The sequence below is a fragment of the Nocardia sp. PLKS1-43 genome, assembly GCF_059510335.1.
On sequence record NZ_JCAJZQ010000001.1, the window covers coordinates 1,625,913 to 1,646,512 of the forward strand.

Genomic DNA, 20,600 nt, shown 5'->3' on the forward strand with positions numbered 1-20,600 from the left:
CTCCGAGTGAAACGTTTCAGAATGTTACCGGGATCACCATAGGGTGTGTCCGCGCTCACGTCAACAACTTCCCGCAACCGAGTCCAGCGCCTACAAGATCGCAGGTCCGAGTGATCTTGTCGGCCTCGACCTTCCGGGGGAGCCTTGACCCGCTTCCTGGCGTGCTGTAGCTTGCCTCACATATTGAAACGTTTCACAGGAGCGGTTGATGAGTGAACCACGTGCGGACCAGCACGTCCGCGAGACGCTGCGGAACCAGCGGATCGAACTGCCGTCCTGGGCGTTCGGCAACTCGGGCACCCGGTTCAAGGTGTTCGCCCAGCCGGGCGTGCCACGCGATCCGTTCGAGAAGATCGCCGATGCCGCACAGGTGCATCGCTACACCGGCGTCGCGCCCCTGGTCTCCCTGCACATCCCCTGGGATGCCGTGGACGACTACGGCAAGCTCGCCGAACACGCTGCCGCACTGGGTATTTCGATCGGCGTGATCAATTCGAACACCTTTCAGGACGACGACTACCGGCTCGGCAGCGTCTGTCACCCGGACCCGGCCGTGCGCCGCAAGGCGATCGATCATCTGAAGGACTGCCTGCGGGTGATGGACGCCACCGGGTCGCGAGAGCTGAAACTGTGGTTCGCGGACGGGATCAACTACCCGGGCCAGGACGATCTCACCGATCGCCAGCGCCGCCTGGCCGACGCCCTGGACGAGGTCTACGCCGCACTGTCCGGTGAACAGCGAATCCTGTTGGAGTACAAACTGTTCGAACCCGCGTTCTACGCCACGGACATACCGGACTGGGGCACCGCCTACGCGCACACCCTCCGGTTGGGGCCGAAGGCGAAGGTGGTGGTCGACACCGGACACCATGCGCCGCATACCAATATCGAATTCATCGTCGCGTTCCTGATCGCGCAGGGCAAGCTCGGCGCCTTCGATTTCAACTCCCGCTTCTATGCCGACGACGATCTGATGGTCGGCGCGGCCGATCCGTTCCAGCTGTTCCGGATCATGAACGAGATCGTCGCGGCCGACGCGGTCACCCCCGCGTCCGGCGTCAACTTCATGCTCGACCAGTGCCACAACATCGAGCCGAAGATCCAGGCGCAGATCCGCTCGGTGCTGAACGTGCAGGAGGCGACCGCCAAGGCACTGCTGGTCGACCGCACCGCCCTGGCCGCCGCGCAGCGCGATGGAGATGTGCTGGGCGCCAACGCGATTCTGATGGACGCTTACAACACCGACGTGCGCCCGCTGTTGGCCGAGCTGCGCGCGGACATGGGATTGGATCCCGACCCGGTCGCCGCCTACCGGCGTTCGGGATATCTGGAGAAAGTCATCGACGAACGTGCCGACGGCGTCGCCGCCGGCTGGGGAGCCTGAACATGAGCGAGGAAACCGTGCGCGAACTACTCGCCCGCAGCAACCGGCTGGGGGCGGACCCGCGCAACACCAATTACGCGGGCGGCAACACCTCGGCGGTGGGCGCCGACGCCGATCCGGTCACCGGCGAGCCGGTGGATCTGTTGTGGGTCAAGGGATCCGGCGGTGATCTGGGCACGTTGACCGAGTCCGGGCTGGCGGTGCTGCGACTGGACCGGCTGCGGGCGCTGCCCGAGATCTATCCGGGTGTGGACCGCGAGGACGAGATGGTCGCGGCCTTCGACTACTGCCTGCACGGACGCGGTGGCGCCGCGCCGAGTATCGATACCGCGATGCACGCGCTGGTCGAGGCCGCGCACGTCGACCATTTGCATCCGGACTCCGGCATCGCCCTGGCGACGGCCGCCGACGGCGAGGCGCTGACCAAGGAATGTTTCGGCGACCGGGTGGTCTGGGTGCCGTGGCGACGTCCGGGATTCCAGCTCGGCCTCGACATCGCCGCCATCCGGCGCGAACATCCGCAGGCCATCGGGTGCATCCTGGGCGGGCACGGCATCACCGCGTGGGGTGACACGTCGGCCGAATGCGAGGCGCACTCGCTCGAAATCATCCACGTCGCAGAGGAATTCATTCGTACCCGGGGACGGTCCGAACCCTTCGGAGCGCTCGTCAGCCACTTCGCCCCGTTGGCCGACCATCGACGCCGCACGCGCGCAGCGGAACTCGCGCCGGTCGTCCGGGGGCTGGCGTCCACCGATCGACCGCAGATCGGGCATTTCGACGACAGCGAGGAGGTGCTGGATTTCCTGGCCCGCGCCGAACATCCGCGGCTGGCCGCGCTGGGCACCTCGTGCCCGGATCACTTCCTGCGCACCAAGGTTCGTCCCCTGGTCCTCGACACCGCCGCGGACGCACCGCTCGATCAGGTCCTCGTCCGGCTCCGCGAACTGCACGCCGCCTATCGCGAGGAGTACGCCGCCTACTACCGGCGGCACGCCACTCCCGGCTCGCCGCCGATGCGCGGGGCGGATCCGGCGATCGTGCTGGTGCCCGGCATCGGCATGTTCAGCTTCGGGCGCGATGCGCAGACCGCGCGGGTCGCGAGCGAGTTCTACCGCAACGCGATCAACGTCATGCGCGGTGCGGAGGCGGTGTCCCGCTACTCCCCCATCGACGAATCCGAGAAGTTCCGCATCGAGTACTGGGCGCTCGAGGAGGCCAAACTGGCACGCATGCCCGAGCCCAAACCGCTGGCCACCCGCGTCGCGCTGGTCACCGGCGGCGGGTCGGGAATCGGCCGGGCGATCGCGCTCCGACTGGCCGCCGAGGGCGCCTGCGTGGCGGTGGCCGACCGCGACGCCGATGCCGCCGCCCGCGTGGCCGCTGAGATCGGAACGGCCGACGTCGCGGTGCCGATCACCGTCGATGTGACCGATCCGGCGGCGATTCGTGAGGGGATCGCCGCCACCGCACGGGCGTTCGGCGGAGTGGACCTGGTGGTCAACAACGCGGGACTGTCGGTCTCGAAATCCCTGCTGGAGACGTCCGAATCCGATTGGGACCTCCAGCATTCGGTGATGGCGCGGGGCTCGTTCCTGGTCGCGCGGGAGGCCGCGCGGGCGATGATCGCGCAGGGCATGGGCGGTGACATCGTCTACATCGTCAGCAAGAACGCGGTATTCGCCGGTCCGAACAATCTCGCCTACAGCTCCGCGAAAGCCGATCAGGCGCACCAGGTCCGGCTGCTCGCCGCCGAACTGGGCGAGTACGGCATCAGGGTGAACGGGGTGAATCCCGATGGCGTGGTGCGTGGTTCGGGCATCTTCGCCGGTGGCTGGGGCGCCCAGCGGGCCGCGGTGTACGGCGTGCCCGAACAGGAGCTCGGCGCGTTCTACGCCCAGCGCACCATCCTCAAGCGCGAGGTGCTGCCCGAACACGTCGCGAACGCCGTGTTCGCCCTCACCGCAGGTGAGCTGTCGCATACCACCGGGCTGCACGTCCCGGTGGACGGCGGTGTGGCGGCCGCATTCCTGCGATGAGCGAGAACGTCTTCGCCGCAGTCGATCTCGGGGCAGCGAGCGGCCGGGTGGTGCGCGGGGAGATCCGGCCCGACCGGATCGGCCTGCGCGAGGTACATCGGTTTCCCAACCGGCCGCTGCCGCTGCCCGATGGTCTGCACTGGAATCTCGGCGCGCTGTTCGAGCAGCTGTGCACCGGACTCGCCGCGGCGGGTCCGGTGCGATCGGCCGGAATCGATTCCTGGGCAGTGGATTACGGCCTGCTCGATGCCGACGGCGCACTGCTGGGATTGCCGTACCACTACCGTCACCCGCGCCGATCGGTTCCGCCGCCGATCGATCCCGCGGAGCTGTTCGAGCGCACCGGCCTGGCCGATCTGCCGTTCAACACCATCCATCAACTGCGGGCCGAATCGGCGGCGCGCCTGGCCGCCGCCCGCAACCTGCTGTTGATCCCCGACCTGCTCGGATACTGGCTGACCGGCCGGATCGGGGCCGAACGCACCAACGCCTCCACGACCGGGCTGTTCCACGCCACCGGCCAGGACTGGGACCGCGATCTGATCGACCGGCTCGATCTGCCGCAGCGGCTCTTCGCGCCGATCCGCGATCCGGGCACATCGCTGGGCCCGGTGCGGCCGGCCCTGCGGCACGCGATCGGCGGTCACGATCCGGCGCTGGTCCGAGTCGCCTCGCACGACACCGCGAGCGCCGTCGCCGCGGTGCCGGCGCGGTCGGCCCGCTTCGCCTACATCTGCACCGGGACCTGGTCGCTGGTCGGGCTCGAACGTCCCGGCCCGCTGCTGTCCCGGCAGGCGCGCGAGCACGGATTCACCAACGAGACCGGAGTCGCGGGAATCCGCTTCCTGCGCAACGTGATGGGGCTGTGGCTGCTGCAGGAATGCCTCCGGGAATGGCCCGGCGCACAGACCGCGGCCCTGGTCGCGAGCGCCGCCGAACTGCCCGCCCTGCGCACGCTGATCGACGTCGACGATCCCGGCTTCCTGGCTCCGGCACAGACCGGCGAGCCGCCGATGACCGAGCGCATCGCCGCGCACTGCGACGGCCCCGCGCCGCGCACACCGGCCGAATTCACCCGCTGCGTCACCGACAGTCTGGCCGTCGGCCACGCCCGCGCGCTGGCCGACGCGGTCGCCGTACACGGCGAGGATGTCGAGGTGGTGCACCTGGTCGGCGGCGGCGTGCACAACGCTCCGCTGTGCCAGGCCACCGCCGATGCCTGCGACCGGCCGGTCGCCGCGGGTCCGGCCGAAGCCACCGCGCTGGGCAATCTGCTCGCCCAGGCCATCGCCGCGGATGTGCTGCCCGGCTGGCGAGCGGCACGGTACCTTGTGGCACACACGCATCCACCCACCCATTACTCGCCCAGCGGCGACCCGGCCTGGCGGACCGCGCTGGACCGGGTCGCCGCCCTCGCGCGGAAGAGAGCCGCATGAGAGTCGCGCTGTTCGTCACCTGTCTGGTCGAGGCGATGTTCCCCGACGTCGGCCGCGCCACGGTCACCCTGCTCGAGCGGCTCGGGCACGAAGTGGTGGTGCCCCCGGCCCAAACCTGCTGCGGGCAGATGCACATCAACACCGGATATCCCGGCGCGGCAATGCCTCTGGTGCGCAACCACGCCGACGCCTTCGCCGGGTACGACGCGATCGTCGCGCCCTCGGCCTCGTGCGTCGGCTCGGTGCGCCACCAGCACGCCATGCTGGCCCGCCGCGCCGGAGACGACGCACTGGCCGCCGCTGCCGACCAGGTCGCCGCACACACGTACGAGCTGTCCGAATTCCTGGTGGACGTCCTGGGCGTGGAGGACGTCGGCGCGCACTATCCGCACCGGGTCACCTACCACCCGACCTGTCATTCCCTGCGCATGCTGCGCGTGGACGACCGGCCGCTGCGCCTGCTGCGCCGGGTCTCGGGCCTGGATCTGGTCGAACTTCCCGACGCCGACCAGTGCTGCGGTTTCGGCGGGACGTTCGCGCTCAAGAATCCGGACGTATCCACCGCGATGCTGGCCGACAAGATGCGGCATGTCCAGGACACCGGCGCACACACCTGCACGGCCGCGGATTCGTCCTGCCTGATGCACATCGGCGGCGGACTGAGCCGGCTGCGTTCGGGTGCGCGCACCCTGCATCTGGCCGAAATACTCTCGGCCACCGCATGATCGGCCACTCCGACCCCTCGACTCGGCAGGAGGCTCGCACATGAGCTCGACCTTCCTCGGCGTACCGGCGCCCTACGGTGCATCACCGCTGCACGGGGCCGAGCCCTTCCCGGCCGCCGCCCGGCACGCGGTCGCCGACGCGCAACTGCGGCACAACATCGGCGCGGCCACCGCGACCATCCGCGCCAAGCGCGCCGCGGTCGTCGGGGAGGTCCAGGACTGGGAACGGTTGCGCCGCAACGGGCAGGAGATCAAGCGGTATACCCTCGCGCATCTGGACGAGTTGCTGATCCGGTTGGAGGACAACGTCATCGCGCGCGGCGGCACCGTGCACTGGGCCGCCGACGCGGCCGAGGCCAACCGCATCGTCACCGAACTGGTCTCCGCCACCGGGGAATCCGAGGTGGTGAAGGTGAAATCCATGGCCACCCAGGAGATCGGCCTCAACGAGGCACTCGCCGAGGCCGGAATCACCGCGCACGAAACCGATCTCGCCGAACTCATCGTGCAACTCGCCGACGACCGCCCCTCGCACATCCTCGTGCCCGCGATCCACCGCAACCGCAGCGAGATCCGCGACATCTTCCGCGACCGGATGCCCGGCGCGGACCCGGGGCTCACCGACGACCCGCCCGCCCTGGCCGCCGCGGCCCGCGCTCATCTGCGCCGCACCATGCTCGGTGCGAAGGTCGCGATCTCCGGGGCCAACTTCGCCGTCGCCGACACCGGAACCCTGGCCGTGGTCGAATCCGAGGGCAACGGCCGGATGTGCCTGACGTTGCCGGAAACCCTGATCACCGTCATGGGCATCGAGAAGGTGGTGCCGACCTGGCAGGATCTGGAGGTCTTCCTGCAACTGCTGCCCCGCTCGTCCACCGGCGAGCGGATGAATCCGTACACCTCGCTGTGGACCGGCGTCCATCCCGGTGACGGACCTCAGCGGTTCCATCTGGTGCTGCTGGACAACGGCCGCGTCGACACCCTGGCGGACGAGGTGGGACGTGAAGTGCTGCACTGCATTCGGTGTTCGGCCTGCCTGAACGTGTGCCCGGTGTACGAGCGCACCGGCGGCCACGCCTACGGCTCGGTGTATCCGGGGCCGATCGGCGCGGTGCTCACCCCGCAACTGACCGGTGTCGCCGAGAACCCTTCGCTCCCTTACGCGTCCACGCTCTGCGGCGCGTGCTTCGACGCCTGCCCGGTGCGCATCGATATTCCGTCGATCCTGGTGCATCTGCGCGCGCAGGCGACGGCCGCGCATCCGAGGCCGACCGCGGAATCGGCCGGTATGGCCGCCGCGTCCTGGGTGATGCGCTCCTCCCGCCGATTCACCGGCGCCACCCGGTTGCTGCGCATCGGCCGACTGCTGCGCAACCGCCGCGGCACGATCGGTGTGCTGCCGCCGCCGATGTCGGCGTGGACCGGCGCCCGCGATCTGCCCGCGCCGCCACCTCAAACGTTCCGCACCTGGTGGGAGAACCGATGAGCACCCGCGAGACCATGCTCGGGCGCATCCGCGCCGCCCTCGGCGAGACCGGCGCACCGCCGCCACCGCGCGACTACCAGCGGGTTCACCAAACCGATCCGGCGCAGCTGATCGGCCTGCTGACCGACCGGCTCGCCGACTACGGCGCACAGGTGCGGCGCACCACCGCGACCGCCGCGATCGATGTGCTGAGTGACGTGCTCGGCAGTCACAGCTGCGTCGTCCCGCCGGACCTGCCCACGGGCTGGACACCCGGTCACGCCCGGCGGGACGATCCGGCTCTGGGCACCACCGAGCTCGACGCCATCGACTCCGTCGTCACCACCTGCGCGGCCGCCTGCGCCGAAACCGGCACCATCGCGCTGGACGCCGGACCGGGCCAGGGCCGCCGCGCACTGACCCTCATCCCCGATCACCACGTCTGCCTGCTTCCCGCCGATCACATCGTGCGCAGCGTCCCCGAACTGCTCGCCCGCCTCGATCCGGCCCGGCCGCTCACCCTGATCAGCGGCCCGTCGGCCACCAGCGATATCGAACTGCAGCGTGTGCAGGGGGTGCACGGCCCGCGCAGGCTGACGGTTCTGCTGCTCGGCTCCGACTGACCGGGCCGACCGGTGTCACACTGCCGGACCCGGCCACACGTGACCTAGTAGGGTTTCGGACATCATGGCAAGATTCGGCAACGGCGCGTGGAGATGGACTGCGGCCCAGACATTCTCGACGCGGATTCGCGCAGCTCCGGCAATCGCGCTGGGCGCGGCGCTCACGCTGAGCGGATGTGGTTCGAGCGCCCCGGCCGGTCCCCGGGTCGCGACACTCGCACCGAATTCGGTGCAGGACACCACCTTGCAGTTCTCCACCAACCGCAAACCGGTGTTCGCGCCCGGGGCCGAATGTGCCGCGTTCACGCCGCAGGTGTACCGGATTGCCGAAGTGCCACAGGGGATTCGGGCCACCACGATGGTGCCGGGACACGGCTGCTGGGTGGGCGGTGCGCACGGCAACGTCGTCAGCGTCATGACCACGGCCACCTCGTTCGGCGAGTTCTGGCGCCGGAACTATCCCGACGACGACGGCAGCGGCATCACCGCGACCATGGTCGACAAGGACCACGCCCCGTTGTTCGAGCGGTTCCTGATCGAGGACCGCTACTACGCGGTCCGGGCGGGCAGCAGACAGGCCGCGGGCCTGGACAGCGGCGCGACGAAGACCGCCTGCATGCTCGTCGTCGACACCGGTTCCCCGCAACCGCTGCTGGTCGATCTCACCCAACAGGTCACCGGATCCGATCCGGCAGTCAGGACCGCGACCGAGCAATGCGCCGCGGCCGCGACGATCGCCCGGACGATATTGGACGAACGCGACCCCGGCGGGGGTAGCCGGACGTCATGACGAACAGATGCGAGCCGGCTGGTTGCCCCGAGTTCTCGCCCGGCACGACTTCGCACGGGAACGACGTGTGCGTTTCATCGGGTGTTCCTCATCGACAGGATGCGCGAAGGATTCCGTCACACCCACAGCAACTATTCAGCGATCACCGCGGTAATTGGACATATCGCCCGCCTGGTCACCGCAGCCGCGGCGATCGTGGTCGCGGTGTTCGACAGCCGCGTAACCGCCCATGTCCTGGAGCTCAGGCAATCCGGCTCCGCCTCGGCCGTGACGGTTGCGTTCGATGCCATGGTGGTCCGGACGATGCTGGTACCCGCACCTATGAAACTGTTCGGCAAACGCGATCGGCGGCCCGCAACAGCCACGGAATCGGCGGCACGTCCCTGAGCGCAGACTGAGAAACAGTGGGCGAAATCGCGGGTAACGGAAGCGTCACACTAGCATCAGCGGCCGTGGTCGACACGATGGCAAGGGCGGACAGGGCACGAGCCGCAGGTGCGGAACCCGGGATCTCGGGTGGCCTGCGCGGCACATGGGCCACGTCGATAGCCCTCGTCGCCGGACTGCTGGGCGCATTGTGCGCCCTTGCGGTACCGCTGCTGCCGGTGCAGGTGGACCACACGACTCTGTCCTGGCCGCAACGGGATTCGGCCCGCAGCGTCGCGGCCCCGCTGGTCACCTACGCGCCGCTGACCTTCGACGCGACGATCCCCGGCCCGTCGATGACGCAACTGAGCACCCGCGGCGGCGTGCTGGCCTCGACCCTGCCCGACGGAGCGCCGCAGCTGGAGAAGTACGGATTCGTCGCGCGCGTGCGCCCCGCCCAGGACGGCAAACCCGCCCAGCTCGAAGTCGTGCTCCGAAACCAGGTACTGCTGAACGTGCCGATCGATGCGATCGGCCGCGGCACCCTGACCGTGCACTCCGACATGTCCTCGACCAGGATCGCCGTGCCCGGGGCGGGGGTCGAACCCACCACCCTGCCGCCCGGAGACTGGCGGCCGCAGGTGGTGGGGATCTTCAGCGACCTTCCCCAGCCCGACGGCGCCGAGGTCGTCGCGCAGGTCGACAGCCGGTTCTCGGTCACGCCGACGTTCCTCAAGCGGGCCGCCGAAGTGCTGGCGGTGGTGTTCACGCTCATCGCACTGGTGGCGCTGTACCGGATCGATCGGTCCGACGGCCGAGGCTTGCGGCGACTGCTGCCGCAGCGATGGTGGCAGGTCACCGGCGTCGACTTCGTCGTCCTGGGAACTCTGCTGGTGTGGCATTTCATCGGCGCCACCACCTCCGACGACGGCTACCAGTTCGGGATGGCGCGAACGTCGCTGGTGTCCGGCTATATGGCCAACTACTTCCGATTCTTCGGCGTGCCGGAGAACCCGGTCGGCACACCGCCGTACGACATCATCGCGCACATGTCCGAGATCAGCGTCGCGAGTCCGTGGATGCGGCTGCCGACGCTGCTGGCGGCGGTGGTCACCTGGCTCGCGCTGAGCCGCGAGGTGATTCCCCGGCTCGGGGCGGCCGTGCGCCACGACAAGGTCGCGGTGTGGACCGGCGCGCTGGTCTTCCTGGCCGTCTGGCTGCCCTACAACAACGGCCTGCGACCCGAACCTGTGGTCGCGGTCTGCGTCCTGCTCACCTGGTGCCTGGTAGAGCGCGCCATCGCGACGCACCGGCTGCTGCCCTACGCCGTCGCGATCCTCGTCGGCGCGTTCAGCTTCACCGCGGCGCCGTCGGGGGTGATCTGCCTCGCGCCACTGCTGGCCGGGTTGCGCGGGGCGGTCGGATTCGGCATTCCGAAGGCCCGTGCGCTGGCCGATGCCCGCGACGGAACCCCGGTTCCGGTCACCGCCTGGATCCGGGCGTACGGGGCGCTGCTGGCGCCGCTGCTCGCGGCCGGAATGCTGGTACTGGCCTTCGCTTTCGCCGTCGAACCGTTCTCGGCGATGAGCGAGATGCAGCGGGTGCACAACATCGTCGGACCGTCTGACCCCTGGTACAACGAATATCTCAACTACCAATGGCTGTTCATGCCCTCGGCCGATGGTTCCATCGCCCGCCGGTTCGGCATGGTCGCCATGTGGCTGAGTCTGCTGGTCTGCGTGTTGGTGATGTTGCGCAAGGGCGGCCGCATCCCCTTCACCGCGGGCGGCCCGGCGCGTCGACTGCTCGGCGTGACGTTCGGGGCGATGGTGCTGATGGCGACCTGCCCGACGAAATTCACGCATCACAACGGCGTGTACGCCGGGCTGGCCGGGGCGGTTGCGGTGCTCACGGCGGTCGCCGTGGGCCCGCGGGTGATGCGCTCACCGCGCAATCGCGCGCTGTTCGCGGCGGTGGTATCGCTGGCGCTGGCGCAGATCTTCACCAGCGTCAACGAGTGGTGGTGGGTTTCCAGCTTCGGTATCCCGTGGTGGGACGAGCCGCCGTCCGTCGACGGCACCGGATTCAGCACGATATTCCTGACTATCGCGGCGCTGTGTCTGCTGCTGGCGATCTGGTGGCATGTGCGCGCCCCGAAACCCGGTACGCCACACCGGGTCTCGCCGCGTGCCTGGCGGCTGGCGAAATTCCCGCCGCTCACCGCGGCCGCGGCGATCCTGGTGGTCTTCCAGGTCGCCTCGTTCGCCGCGGGCGCGGTGGCGCAGCATCCGGGATTCTCATTGGCGTCCTCGAATTTCCACGCCGCACTCGGTAACCCGTGCGCACTGGCGAACAAGGTACTGGTCGAGACCGATCCGAACGCCTCGATGATGCAGCCGCTCGTCGGCGATCAGTTCGCCGCGTTCACCACGGGCGCACGCGGCTTCGTGCCGAACGGGGTGGGCAATATCAGCTCCGCCGACGAGAAGGGCGAGTCGACCAGCATCGCGAAATCCTTCGGCAACAAGTCCGGCACGGACAGCCGGACGGGTGACACGAGCACCCAAACCGGCGGCGCCCCACTGCCGTTCGGCCTCGATCCGGCGACCACGCCCGAGCTGGGCACCTACGACCAACAGGAGCCGGCCGATCTGATCACCGGCTGGTACCGGTTGCCCGCACAGCACGACCACAGCGACATCATCTCGATCGCGGCGGCGGGTCAGATTCAGGCGGAGGGGCCCGACGGCGGCGCCGTCGGCGGCGAGCCGGTGCAGATCGAATACGGCACAACCTATTCCGCGACGGGTGCCCACCCGATCGGCAGAGTCACCCCGATCGACATCGGACCGGCCCCGTCGTGGCGCAATCTCCGGGTGCCCCTCGACCGGATACCCGCCCAGGCGAACGTGATCCGCATCGTGGCCAAGGATCACAACCTCGATCCGCAGCGGTGGGTCGCCCTCACGCCGCCGCGCATCCCGCGCACCCACACTCTGCAGGACGTGGTCGGGTCGACCCGGCCGGTGCTGCTGGATTGGGCTGTGGGGCTGCAATTCCCGTGCCAGCGCCCGTTCGACCACAAGGACGGGATCGCCCAGGTGCCGGGCTGGCGCATCCTGCCCAACCGGCTCGGCGCAAACGACACCACGATGTGGGAGAGTCACGTCGGCGGCGGACCGCTGGGCTGGAGCCAGCAGTTGCTGCGTTCGGAAACGCTGGCCACCTACCTCGAGGACAACTGGAATCAGGATTGGGGCGAATTGCAACGCCTCGACCCGATCGACCCGTCCGAGGTCCCCGCGGCGCCGACGGTCACCCGGGAGACCCACAGCGGACTGTGGTCACCCGGCCATATCAACACCTGGTAGGCCATGCGCCACAGGCGCTTTCAGCGCTCGCCACAGTACTGCGAGACGCCGGCTTCGAGCACGTGGCATTGAGGGTCACCCCCGCGTCCGCACGTCCTCGGTAGTCGCGGCGCGAGAGCGGCACCGCCGTGCCGCCCTCGCTTCGTCAGCCGGACCCGGATTTCTTCTCGTACGTGGGGCCGCCGCCGCACGACGGCGGCCACACTGTCAGTACTCGGTGAGATCCGTTGCCAGACTGGTCAATTCACTCTTGTACGTGGAGATGATGCCGGCCAGCGATTCGGAATGCGATTCCTGGGCCTGGATGATGGTTTCCAGCACCATGACCTTCCGCCGGAGTTTCGCGATGATCTGCTCCTGCTCACTGATCGTCGCCGCCTGTTCGTGGATGATCGCCGCTGAGGCCTGGCCGCCGGGCACATTCCCGTCGGCCTCGCCGACCACTTCACCCTCCGAAGCCAGCGCGGCCGAACCCGCTCCCGCGCCGGCCTCGTCCACAACCGACGTGCCACCCACCGAAGCCCGTACGTCAGCTGTCGCTTCGGCAGCGGCATCTTTCGCACCGTCGGCGTCGGCGGTGATTGCGTGCACTCCGTCGGCGGTCACTTCGGCCGCTGGTGTTTCTTCGGCGTCGACCGTCGCCGAACCCGAGTCGGCCTCTTCGCCTTCGAGCACCGACCCATCGCCGAGAGCCGACTCCGCCGCGACGATCGACTCGGCCTCCGCCACGGGATCCGCCTCGGCTCCTGCGGCTTCGGATACATCCTCACCCCCGGTCGCCTCCGGTTCGGCCTCGGTAGCTTCCTCGGCATCCGCTGCTGTGTCTCCCTCGGCGGCAACCGCCACCGAATCCGCGTGAGCCCCTTCGTCCTCGACCACAGACTCGTTCTCGTGCACCGACTCCATTGCCGATACCGGCTCTGCGACAGGCGACTCCGGCGCCTCGGCGACCTCCGCGTCGTCGGCGGGCACCTCACTCTCGACAGCCGCTCCGGCATCGGCCGCTACTTCTTCCACGTCGCCGGCCGAGGCTTCTTCCTCGGCATCGGCCGCCGCCGAATTCGACTCCGCCCCTTTGGCTTCGGCCACCGATTCGGCCTCGAGCACCGAGCCGACTGCCACGACCGGCTCGACCTCGGCAACGGGCGAACCGGCCACATCGGTATCCGCTGATTCGGCAGCGTCCGCGCCATCGACGGATGCATCACTGTCGGTCGCCGCCGCCTCAACGGCCGCGTAGTCCGCGACATCGGCCGTCGGCGCTTCGTCGGAGCCGCCTTCCACCGACTCGGAAACGGCGTCGAGTTCGGTCGGCTCGCCGTCAGCATCGATCGCGCCTTCGGCGACCGCGGAGGTGACGTCCGCGACCTGTTCGTCCTCGTCGACAGGCAGCCCCGCCGCAACAGCGGGCTCCGAAACCTCCTCGGCCGGAGCAACTTCCGCAGCGGCGTCCGATGCGGACGCTGCCGAGTCGGCCGGCTCGATAGGCCCCGCGTCCTCGACCGCACTCAACTCGGCCTCGTCGGCGCCCTGCGACTCACCGTCCGCATCCACAACAGCATTCGCGCCCTCGACGGCTTCGACCTCGGTGACACCCGCAACACTCAGCGCCGCAACACCATTCACCTCGGGCGAGGACACGGATTCGACGTCCGAGCGGGCTTCGGCTTCGGTCTCCCCGGCCGCGGCATCGCGCGTCGCCGACTCCTCGCTCGCGACGACGGGCGAGCCCAGCGAATCCAGCTCGGACACGGGTGCCGCACCCTCCTCGGCCACAGTGCCCTCCACCGGAATTACCGCCGCCGCCTCGGCCACTTCCAGCCCCGACGGCTCGGCCTGCTCCTCGTCTTCAGCCAGCGCAACCGCACCTGTCGCGGTGCGCACCTCGCCACCGACAGCCGCCTCGACGACCGGCGCCCCCACCACAGCAGCAGGCGCGACCTCGACTACTTCGCCCTCGGCGGCATCATCAATACGCTGCGCCGCAACACCATTCACCCCAGACGCGAGTTCGGACCCAGCATCCGCCCCGGCTTCGGCGACCACGTCCGCAGGCACAGCATCGCCCACTACCGAGTCCCCGACCACAGCCGACACGACCTCCACTGCCCCGCCCTCGATGCCATCACCCTCCTCAGCGATGGCATCCGACTCCCCCGGGGTGTCGGCCTCGACCTCCGAACCGGCCGCGGCAACCACTTCCGCAGCCGCGGCTCCGCCCGTCACCGGCACCGCGCCGTCAACTGCGGCCACGCTCGCCCCCGCTGCACCCTCGGTGTCGAGCGCAACACCTTGCTCAGCAACGGCATTCACCTCGCCCGAGGCATCGGACCCCACGCCCGAACCGGCTCCGGCAACCACGCCCGCCGCCACAGTTCCGGCCGCAACAGACTCCTCATCCTCAGCCGCAACCGCGACCTCCACCGCTTCACGCTCGGCACCGAAAGCATCACCCTGCTCGGCAACGACATCCGCCTCGGCCGAGGCATCCGACTCGACCTCCGAATCGTTCTCGGTGGCGACGGCTGCACCCGCAGCATCTTCCGTGACCAACCCCTCATGCTCAGCAGCAGCCGCCACCTCGACCGCTTCGCCCCCGGCAGCGAGCGCATCACCTTGCTCGGCAACGGCATCCACGTCAGCCGCGGCATCGGACTCCACGGCCGAACCGGCCTCAGCAGCCGCCTCCGCAGCCACGGCATCGCCGGTGACCGACTCGTCACCGTCGGCGGCGAGTGCACCACCATACTCGGCGATGACATCCACGTCGGCCGAGGTGCCGGACTCGACCTCCGAACCTGCCTCGGCTACCGTCTCGGCAGCCGAGGCATCGCCTGTAGCCGGGCCCTCGTCCTCAGCAACGCGAGTCTCTTCGGGCACCACCTCGGCGACCGGCTCGTTCTGCGGCTCCGAAATACCCTCGGCCGCAGCAACTTCCACCGGAGCCGCCGCCGTTTCAGCCTCTTCCGACCGAGAGGCACCAGGCTGGCCAGGCTCGTCGGCTACCTCAACCGCACCCGCCTCGGCCACGTCGCGGGGCTCGCTGTCGGCGGGGGCATCGGCAGTCGTCGCCTCCGCTGCTTCGGCCGCGATTCGCTCGGCCTCGGCGACGACCGCATTTCCCTGCGCGGCAACAGCATCCACTTCTGTCGTCGAATCGGGCTCGACGTCCGAACCACCGTCGGCTACGGCATCGACGGGAGTATCCGCATCGTCACCGGTGAGTGGCTCGTTGTCTGCCGCCTCGGACTCGATCCCGCCATCGACGTCGTCTTCTGAAACCGCCACGGCCGCTTCGGTATCGCCCTGCGATGCCGACTCGTCCACAGCGCCCACGGCCTCCGCGCGCTGAGCATCTTCCTCGTCCTCGACCAGCGACTGGACTTCCAGTGCCTCATCCTCGGTCGTCGTGTCCGCCTCCGCGACGGCACCCGCCCCCTCGACAACGTCACCGTCAGCAGAATCACCCCGGGAACCCGCTATCTCGGCCCTACCACTCCCGGCGACTGCGACTTCCTCGCCCTCCGCGGCCGCAACAGACGACTCTGCACCCAACGCATCGGCTTCGGCATCGGCCGCACTCTCCGCGACACCCCCGGCCTCAGCGACTACTTCGCCGTCAGCAGACACCGCACCATCGGCGGTCGCAACCGCCTCGTCGTGCGCGTCCTCTGCGGACTCCACCGGCGACAAGGCTTCCGAAATGTCACCACCAACGACCGCCACCGCAGCATCCGCATCCGCATCCGCATCCGCATCCGCATCCGCATCCGCATCCGCATCCGCATCGACGGTACTACCGGCCGAACTTATGACAACCTCACCGGCAGCAGTGTCCTCGGCAACCACAGCCTCGGCACCCGCCTCGGACTCGCGAAGCGACTCGGCCTCCGATACTTCGGCCACAGGTGCGGCAACGGCATCGCCGTCAGCACCACCAGCGTCCCGCTCGCCAACCTCGGCCGTAGCCATATTCACCGCGACCACCGCACCCAATTCACCGGACGCATCCTCGGTCGCGGCTTCTGCGGCGTTGTCCACAGAACCAGACTGCGACACTTCATCTTCCCGAGCAGCCGCCACGTCGGCACCTGCGGCAGCCTGGTCCGCGTCGCCTTCTTCCGCCGCGACAGCATCGCTGTCGACACCATTCACATCAGCCGCGACAACCACGGCCGTAGCCGGGCTCACCGCGGCCACCTCACCCAATTCACCGGACGCATCCTCGACCACGACTTCGGCAGCCTCGTCCACCGAAGCGGTCTGCGACACTTCGCCTTCGCCTGAAGTCGAAGCGTCGACGCTAACCGCTGTCCGCTCCGAGCTTTCCTCTTCTACATCTACCCCATCGGCGACCTCGTGGGCACCCGACTCCTCGACCGCTACTTCGGCCCCTGCAGGCGCGAGAACCTCGTCAGCAGTTTCGACCTCATCCGATTCATCGACGGCCTCGACAACGTCGACCGAGTCGGGCTGCGCTACATCATCTTCGGCGACCGCACCGGCTTTCTCAGCTTCCGATTCCCACTCAGTCGCAGCCGCAACCTCCACACCTTCTTCGCCCTCGACAAGCGCCGCTACTTCCGCCCCCTCGGCCCCGGCCGCCGATTCGGCGTCAGTGTCGGCATGCACCGCTTCACCGTCATCCGCGGGCTCGGCAACAGCGATCTCCGATTCCTCGGCCGCGCTGCCCTCTTCAGCCTCGATTTCCACAGCAGCTGTCTCGACAGCCGACTCCCCGACAGTGTCGACCGCCGCGGCTTCGACCGCGTCCGTCGCATCCGAAAGGTCGTTCGCCACTCCGTCTTCGGCTGCCGTGACGCCCACCTCAACTGCCGGTTCAGTATCAGCGGCAGCCGCGACCTCGGCAGCCGCTACCTCGACAACGTCGTCCTTTGCAGACGCCCCGTCTTCCGACACCGCATCCGCATCCGCATCCGCATCCGCATCCGCATCCGCATCCGCATCCGCATCCGCATCCGCATCCGCATCGACGGCAATACCATGAGCCCCCTCGGCAACATCCTCGATCTCGGCAGCAACCTCACCATGGGCAGCCGTCATGTCCGAATCCTCGGATGCATCGTCGGTCTCGGTGGCCGAATCACTTTCCGACACTTCGACTTCGGCGGTCGACGCGGCATCGGGGGTCACCACTTCCCGATTCGCGCTGTCCTCTTCTTCATCGGCCGGCTCGGCAACCGCCTCTGCGGCAGCTATCTCGACCTCGGCATCGACGACGGTTTCACCCGAGCCCTCTTCGGCAACGCCGGCCTCGTCCTGGCCGCCAGCCGCGTCCGCTTCCGCGGCTTCGTCCTCATTCCCGACCGAGGCTTCGACGACCGAATCCGCCAGCGAGACTCCATCTTCGTCCGCGCGGTCGCCCTGACCTTCGCCCGCGGCATCGGCATCGGCATCGGCATCGGCATCGGCATCGGAGATTGCCACTGCCTCCACGGTGCCCTCTTCTGCATCGATCCCGGCAACCTGCGCTTCGGCATCCCCCTCTGCACCCTCGACCTCCGGAGCTTCGACCCCGTCCGCAGCGTCCGATTCATCGTCGACCGACCCCGCATCACCCGCCGCGACAGGCGCTTCGATCACGGTCGCGATGTGCGCCCCCGGTTCGGCCACTGCCTCCTCGGCCGCGGTAGTCGTCGTCTCCTCGGCGGCGGCCGCGTCATCGGTGATCGTCGCCCGGTCGTCGGGAGTTGTCATATTTGCCTGACCTTTCGAAAAATTGGGATCGATCCTCGCTTCGGTGTCCGCGGGGCTGGACTGTCGTGCATAATCGAGGTCGTCGCCCGAATCCTGCTGCGCCGGCGAGTCATTCAGCGGAGGCGCGGGTGGGTCGGCCGACACCCGGGCACCCTGATCACCTACCGTCGACTCATCTCCACCGGCTGCCTCCGGTCGCGACGCCACACCCAGGCGCTGCGCCGCCCATCTCGTGAGACCCCCCAACCCGAACCGACCGCCGGGCGCCTGCTTCTCCGATGAAACTTTTTCTGCCACACCACTTCCCAGATCTCAGCCAACCGCGAATGTAGGTACCGTAGCGGTAGTGTGCGAAGTCGGCGAGGCGAACCGCCAAGGCTTCAGCCAGCCGTGACCTGCCCGAGATCCCGACCCCACCCGCAGCGCCGGACTCCGCCTACCGCACTACCGTAATACGTTGCGAGGGTGGCCAATTCGGCTTCGACACCCGATCCTTCAGTCCGTCCGTCGTTGTGCCCAGACCCGCGATTCCCACGGGTCTGCCGGTCTGGATCGCGCGGACGGGGAAACACTTCGAAGGTGAGGTGTCCGGGCGCACGGCCACCCTGTTCACCGCGGCGTTCGATCAGACCAGCGGCGTCGGCACCTATATGGCGATGGAATCGTTCGAGGGCTCACTCGACGGGGCCGCGGACACGTTCGGCTTCGCACACTCGGCCACCACCTCGGGCACCGATAGATCCGCGGAGTTCTTCGTCGTCGTCGATCTCACCTCGCGTGTTCGAACGGCACGTTATCCGGTACCCGGGCACCATCGGGCAGGATCAGCCTCCCGCTGGTATCGATGTATCCGGACCGCTTGGTGGGCACCGGCAGCACGGGATCGGGGCACGGCGTACCGGTGCCCGTACCGCAAATCCCGCCGTTGAAGTACGAGCGCTTCAGGTGATCCGCGGGCCACGGGTCGGCGTGCATGCCGACCCATTGCGCAGGCACGTTGTAGAAGAAGAAAAAGCATCCGCTGACCGCCGCGAAGACCGCGAGGAACCGAGCGAGTTGCTGCCGAGCGAACCCGCCGCCCACGCTTTCGAGTCCACGCTCGACGACGGTGCGACCGCGATCATCGGTGAAGTAGCGCAAACAACACAGACCCGCTTGGACCGCGCCCCACATCAGCCCCTCGTACACCGGCCACTGATGGTAGGTGCCCGCACCGAACGACACGGACCGGATGGCGCCGGGATACGTGTACAGGCCGAACGGCAGCATGAAACACGCCTCCATGACGAAGTCGAGCACGAAGGTGAAGGCGTAGGTGAGCAGAATGAGCCGCAGGTTGGTGATATTCGGCCGGCGCGACTTCATCCCGCGCATCACCCAGCATCCCAAGATCGTGATCACCAATACCCCGGCCGCGTATCCGGGAGCATTGATCAACAGCGGTTCGGAAACCTGATGACCGGGCTGTTCGGGTGACACCCACCCCGGAATGTCCGACGACCAGGATCCGCGGTTGAACAGCCAGGTGTTGTACGTGCACCAGGTGTTGAAGTAGTTCAGCAGCGGGTCTTGGAAGAACATCAGCCCCATCGACACCAGCAGGATGCCGTCGAGCGTGATCCGGCGTTCCCGCAGCCACGGCCGGATCAGGAACCACCAGATCGCCACCGGCAGAGCGACACACATCAGGACGGCGTTCATCGTCAGGAACGCCCTCATGTACATCGGCGGGCTGATCGGCCCGCCGGGCACCCGCTGGAAAAACGGCCCGGTGATCCACCGCGCCCACACGTACACCTGCACCGCCAACAGCAGCCCGCCGGCGGTGGCCCAGATCTGTATCCGCCGCACTCGCAGCCGGTCCTGACCGGCGTTCTCGTCGGCGGTGTCCGGCTGGACGACTCGCCCTGCGGCCGTGGGCTTCTCACTCGACAACTCGCTCACGATGCCTCCCGTGTCCGTGCGCGCGCATGTGCTGCCGACTAAATATACCCACTAGTATCTGATTGTCTAATTGGTATCTCGGATACCAGATGGAACACCTAGTCGGCGGCGTGGCCCGTGACCGGCCGCAAGGCAGAGCACCTGGCTCAGGCAGACTGGACGGATGGCACATCCCGCCGCGTACCGCCCCACCCCGGCCGATCTGGCCGCCGCCGCGGGCCGGACCATCCCCGATCTGCTGGCACCGGATCTGCGCGTACTGTTCTGCGGAATCAATCCGGGATTGTGGTCGGGGGCGACCGGCCACCACTTCGCCCGGCCCGGAAATCGCTTCTGGCCCGCACTGTTTCGTTCCGGATTCACCCCGCGGCTGTTCCGTCCCGACGAGCAGGAGGCACTGCTCGCGCTCGGGCTGGGCATCACCAACGTCGCCGCACGGACGACGGCACGGGCGGACGAGCTGACGCCGGAGGAATTGCGCGAGGGCGGCCGCGCGCTCGCCGGAAGGGTGCGGGACTATCGCCCGCGCATCCTGGCGGTGCTCGGCTTGGGCGCGTACCGCACCGCCTTCGGACGTCCGCGGACCACGGTGGGACGCCAAGCCGAGACACTCGGCGATACCAGCATCTGGGTGCTCCCCAATCCGAGCGGTCTCAACGCCCACTACACGCTGGATGCCTTGGCCACCGAATTCCGTAAGTTGCGGGAGGCGGCGGAATCCGAGTAACGGCGCTGCACG

The 20,600-nt window shown here is 68.4% G+C and carries 12 protein-coding genes and 1 pseudogene; 11 read left to right on the top strand and 2 right to left on the bottom strand.

The annotated features are described in order from the left end of the window. The first annotated feature begins 208 nt into the window (after positions 1-208). From rhaI to AC5WS7_RS07780, 9 genes are all read left to right on the top strand, one after another. On the top strand, positions 209-1,384 hold the full coding sequence (gene rhaI / locus AC5WS7_RS07740; protein WP_495953619.1) for an L-rhamnose isomerase: 1,176 nt from the start codon (positions 209-211) through the stop codon (positions 1,382-1,384). A gap of 2 nt (positions 1,385-1,386) precedes the next feature. Beyond that, complete coding sequence (locus AC5WS7_RS07745; protein WP_495953620.1) at positions 1,387-3,423, top strand: bifunctional aldolase/short-chain dehydrogenase; 2,037 nt, start codon at positions 1,387-1,389, stop codon at positions 3,421-3,423. After that, positions 3,420-4,859 (top strand): rhamnulokinase, encoded by a 1,440-nt coding sequence (locus tag AC5WS7_RS07750; RefSeq protein ID WP_495953621.1) that lies wholly within the window; start codon positions 3,420-3,422, stop codon positions 4,857-4,859. The genes AC5WS7_RS07745 and AC5WS7_RS07750 overlap by 4 nt, the downstream gene beginning before the upstream one ends. Beyond that, positions 4,856-5,584, top strand: a complete 729-nt coding sequence (locus tag AC5WS7_RS07755; RefSeq protein ID WP_495953622.1) for a (Fe-S)-binding protein — start codon at positions 4,856-4,858, stop codon at positions 5,582-5,584. Before AC5WS7_RS07750 ends, AC5WS7_RS07755 begins: the two co-directional genes overlap by 4 nt. Positions 5,585-5,624: 40 nt before the next feature. Beyond that, on the top strand, positions 5,625-7,070 hold the full coding sequence (locus AC5WS7_RS07760) for a lactate utilization protein B (protein WP_495953623.1): 1,446 nt from the start codon (positions 5,625-5,627) through the stop codon (positions 7,068-7,070). Beyond that, the gene (locus tag AC5WS7_RS07765; protein ID WP_495953624.1) at positions 7,067-7,672 is read left to right on the top strand and encodes a LutC/YkgG family protein; all 606 of its coding nucleotides are present in this window, start codon (positions 7,067-7,069) and stop codon (positions 7,670-7,672) included. The genes AC5WS7_RS07760 and AC5WS7_RS07765 overlap by 4 nt, the downstream gene beginning before the upstream one ends. A 64-nt stretch (positions 7,673-7,736) precedes the next feature. Beyond that, entirely contained in the window at positions 7,737-8,462 is a 726-nt protein-coding gene (locus tag AC5WS7_RS07770) for a hypothetical protein (protein WP_495953625.1), read from the top strand. Positions 8,463-8,543: 81 nt separating this feature from the next. Beyond that, positions 8,544-8,849, top strand: coding sequence for an MMPL family transporter (locus AC5WS7_RS07775; protein WP_495953626.1), 306 nt, complete (start codon positions 8,544-8,546; stop codon positions 8,847-8,849). A gap of 65 nt (positions 8,850-8,914) precedes the next feature. Beyond that, positions 8,915-12,199: an arabinosyltransferase domain-containing protein gene (locus AC5WS7_RS07780; RefSeq protein WP_495953627.1), complete on the top strand. Its 3,285-nt coding sequence runs from the start codon at positions 8,915-8,917 to the stop codon at positions 12,197-12,199. Between the two features lie 207 nt (positions 12,200-12,406). Here AC5WS7_RS07780 and AC5WS7_RS07785 read toward each other — a convergent pair whose 3' ends face one another. After that, entirely contained in the window at positions 12,407-17,917 is a 5,511-nt protein-coding gene (locus tag AC5WS7_RS07785) for a hypothetical protein (RefSeq protein ID WP_495953628.1), read from the bottom strand. 512 nt (positions 17,918-18,429) lie between these two features. On the opposite strand from AC5WS7_RS07785, the pseudogene AC5WS7_RS07790 reads away from it, so the two are divergent. After that, positions 18,430-18,669: pseudogene (locus tag AC5WS7_RS07790) on the top strand (DUF3224 domain-containing protein); the annotation flags it as partial. A 16-nt stretch (positions 18,670-18,685) separates the two neighbouring features. Here AC5WS7_RS07790 and AC5WS7_RS07795 read toward each other — a convergent pair. Further along, a complete protein-coding gene (locus AC5WS7_RS07795; RefSeq protein WP_495953629.1) occupies positions 18,686-19,861 on the bottom strand; it encodes a spirocyclase AveC family protein in 1,176 nt (391 codons plus the stop codon). A 163-nt stretch (positions 19,862-20,024) separates the two neighbouring features. Between AC5WS7_RS07795 and mug the strand changes: the two genes are divergently transcribed. Then, positions 20,025-20,588, top strand: coding sequence for a G/U mismatch-specific DNA glycosylase (mug, locus tag AC5WS7_RS07800; RefSeq protein WP_495953630.1), 564 nt, complete (start codon positions 20,025-20,027; stop codon positions 20,586-20,588). Positions 20,589-20,600: the final 12 nt, after the last annotated feature.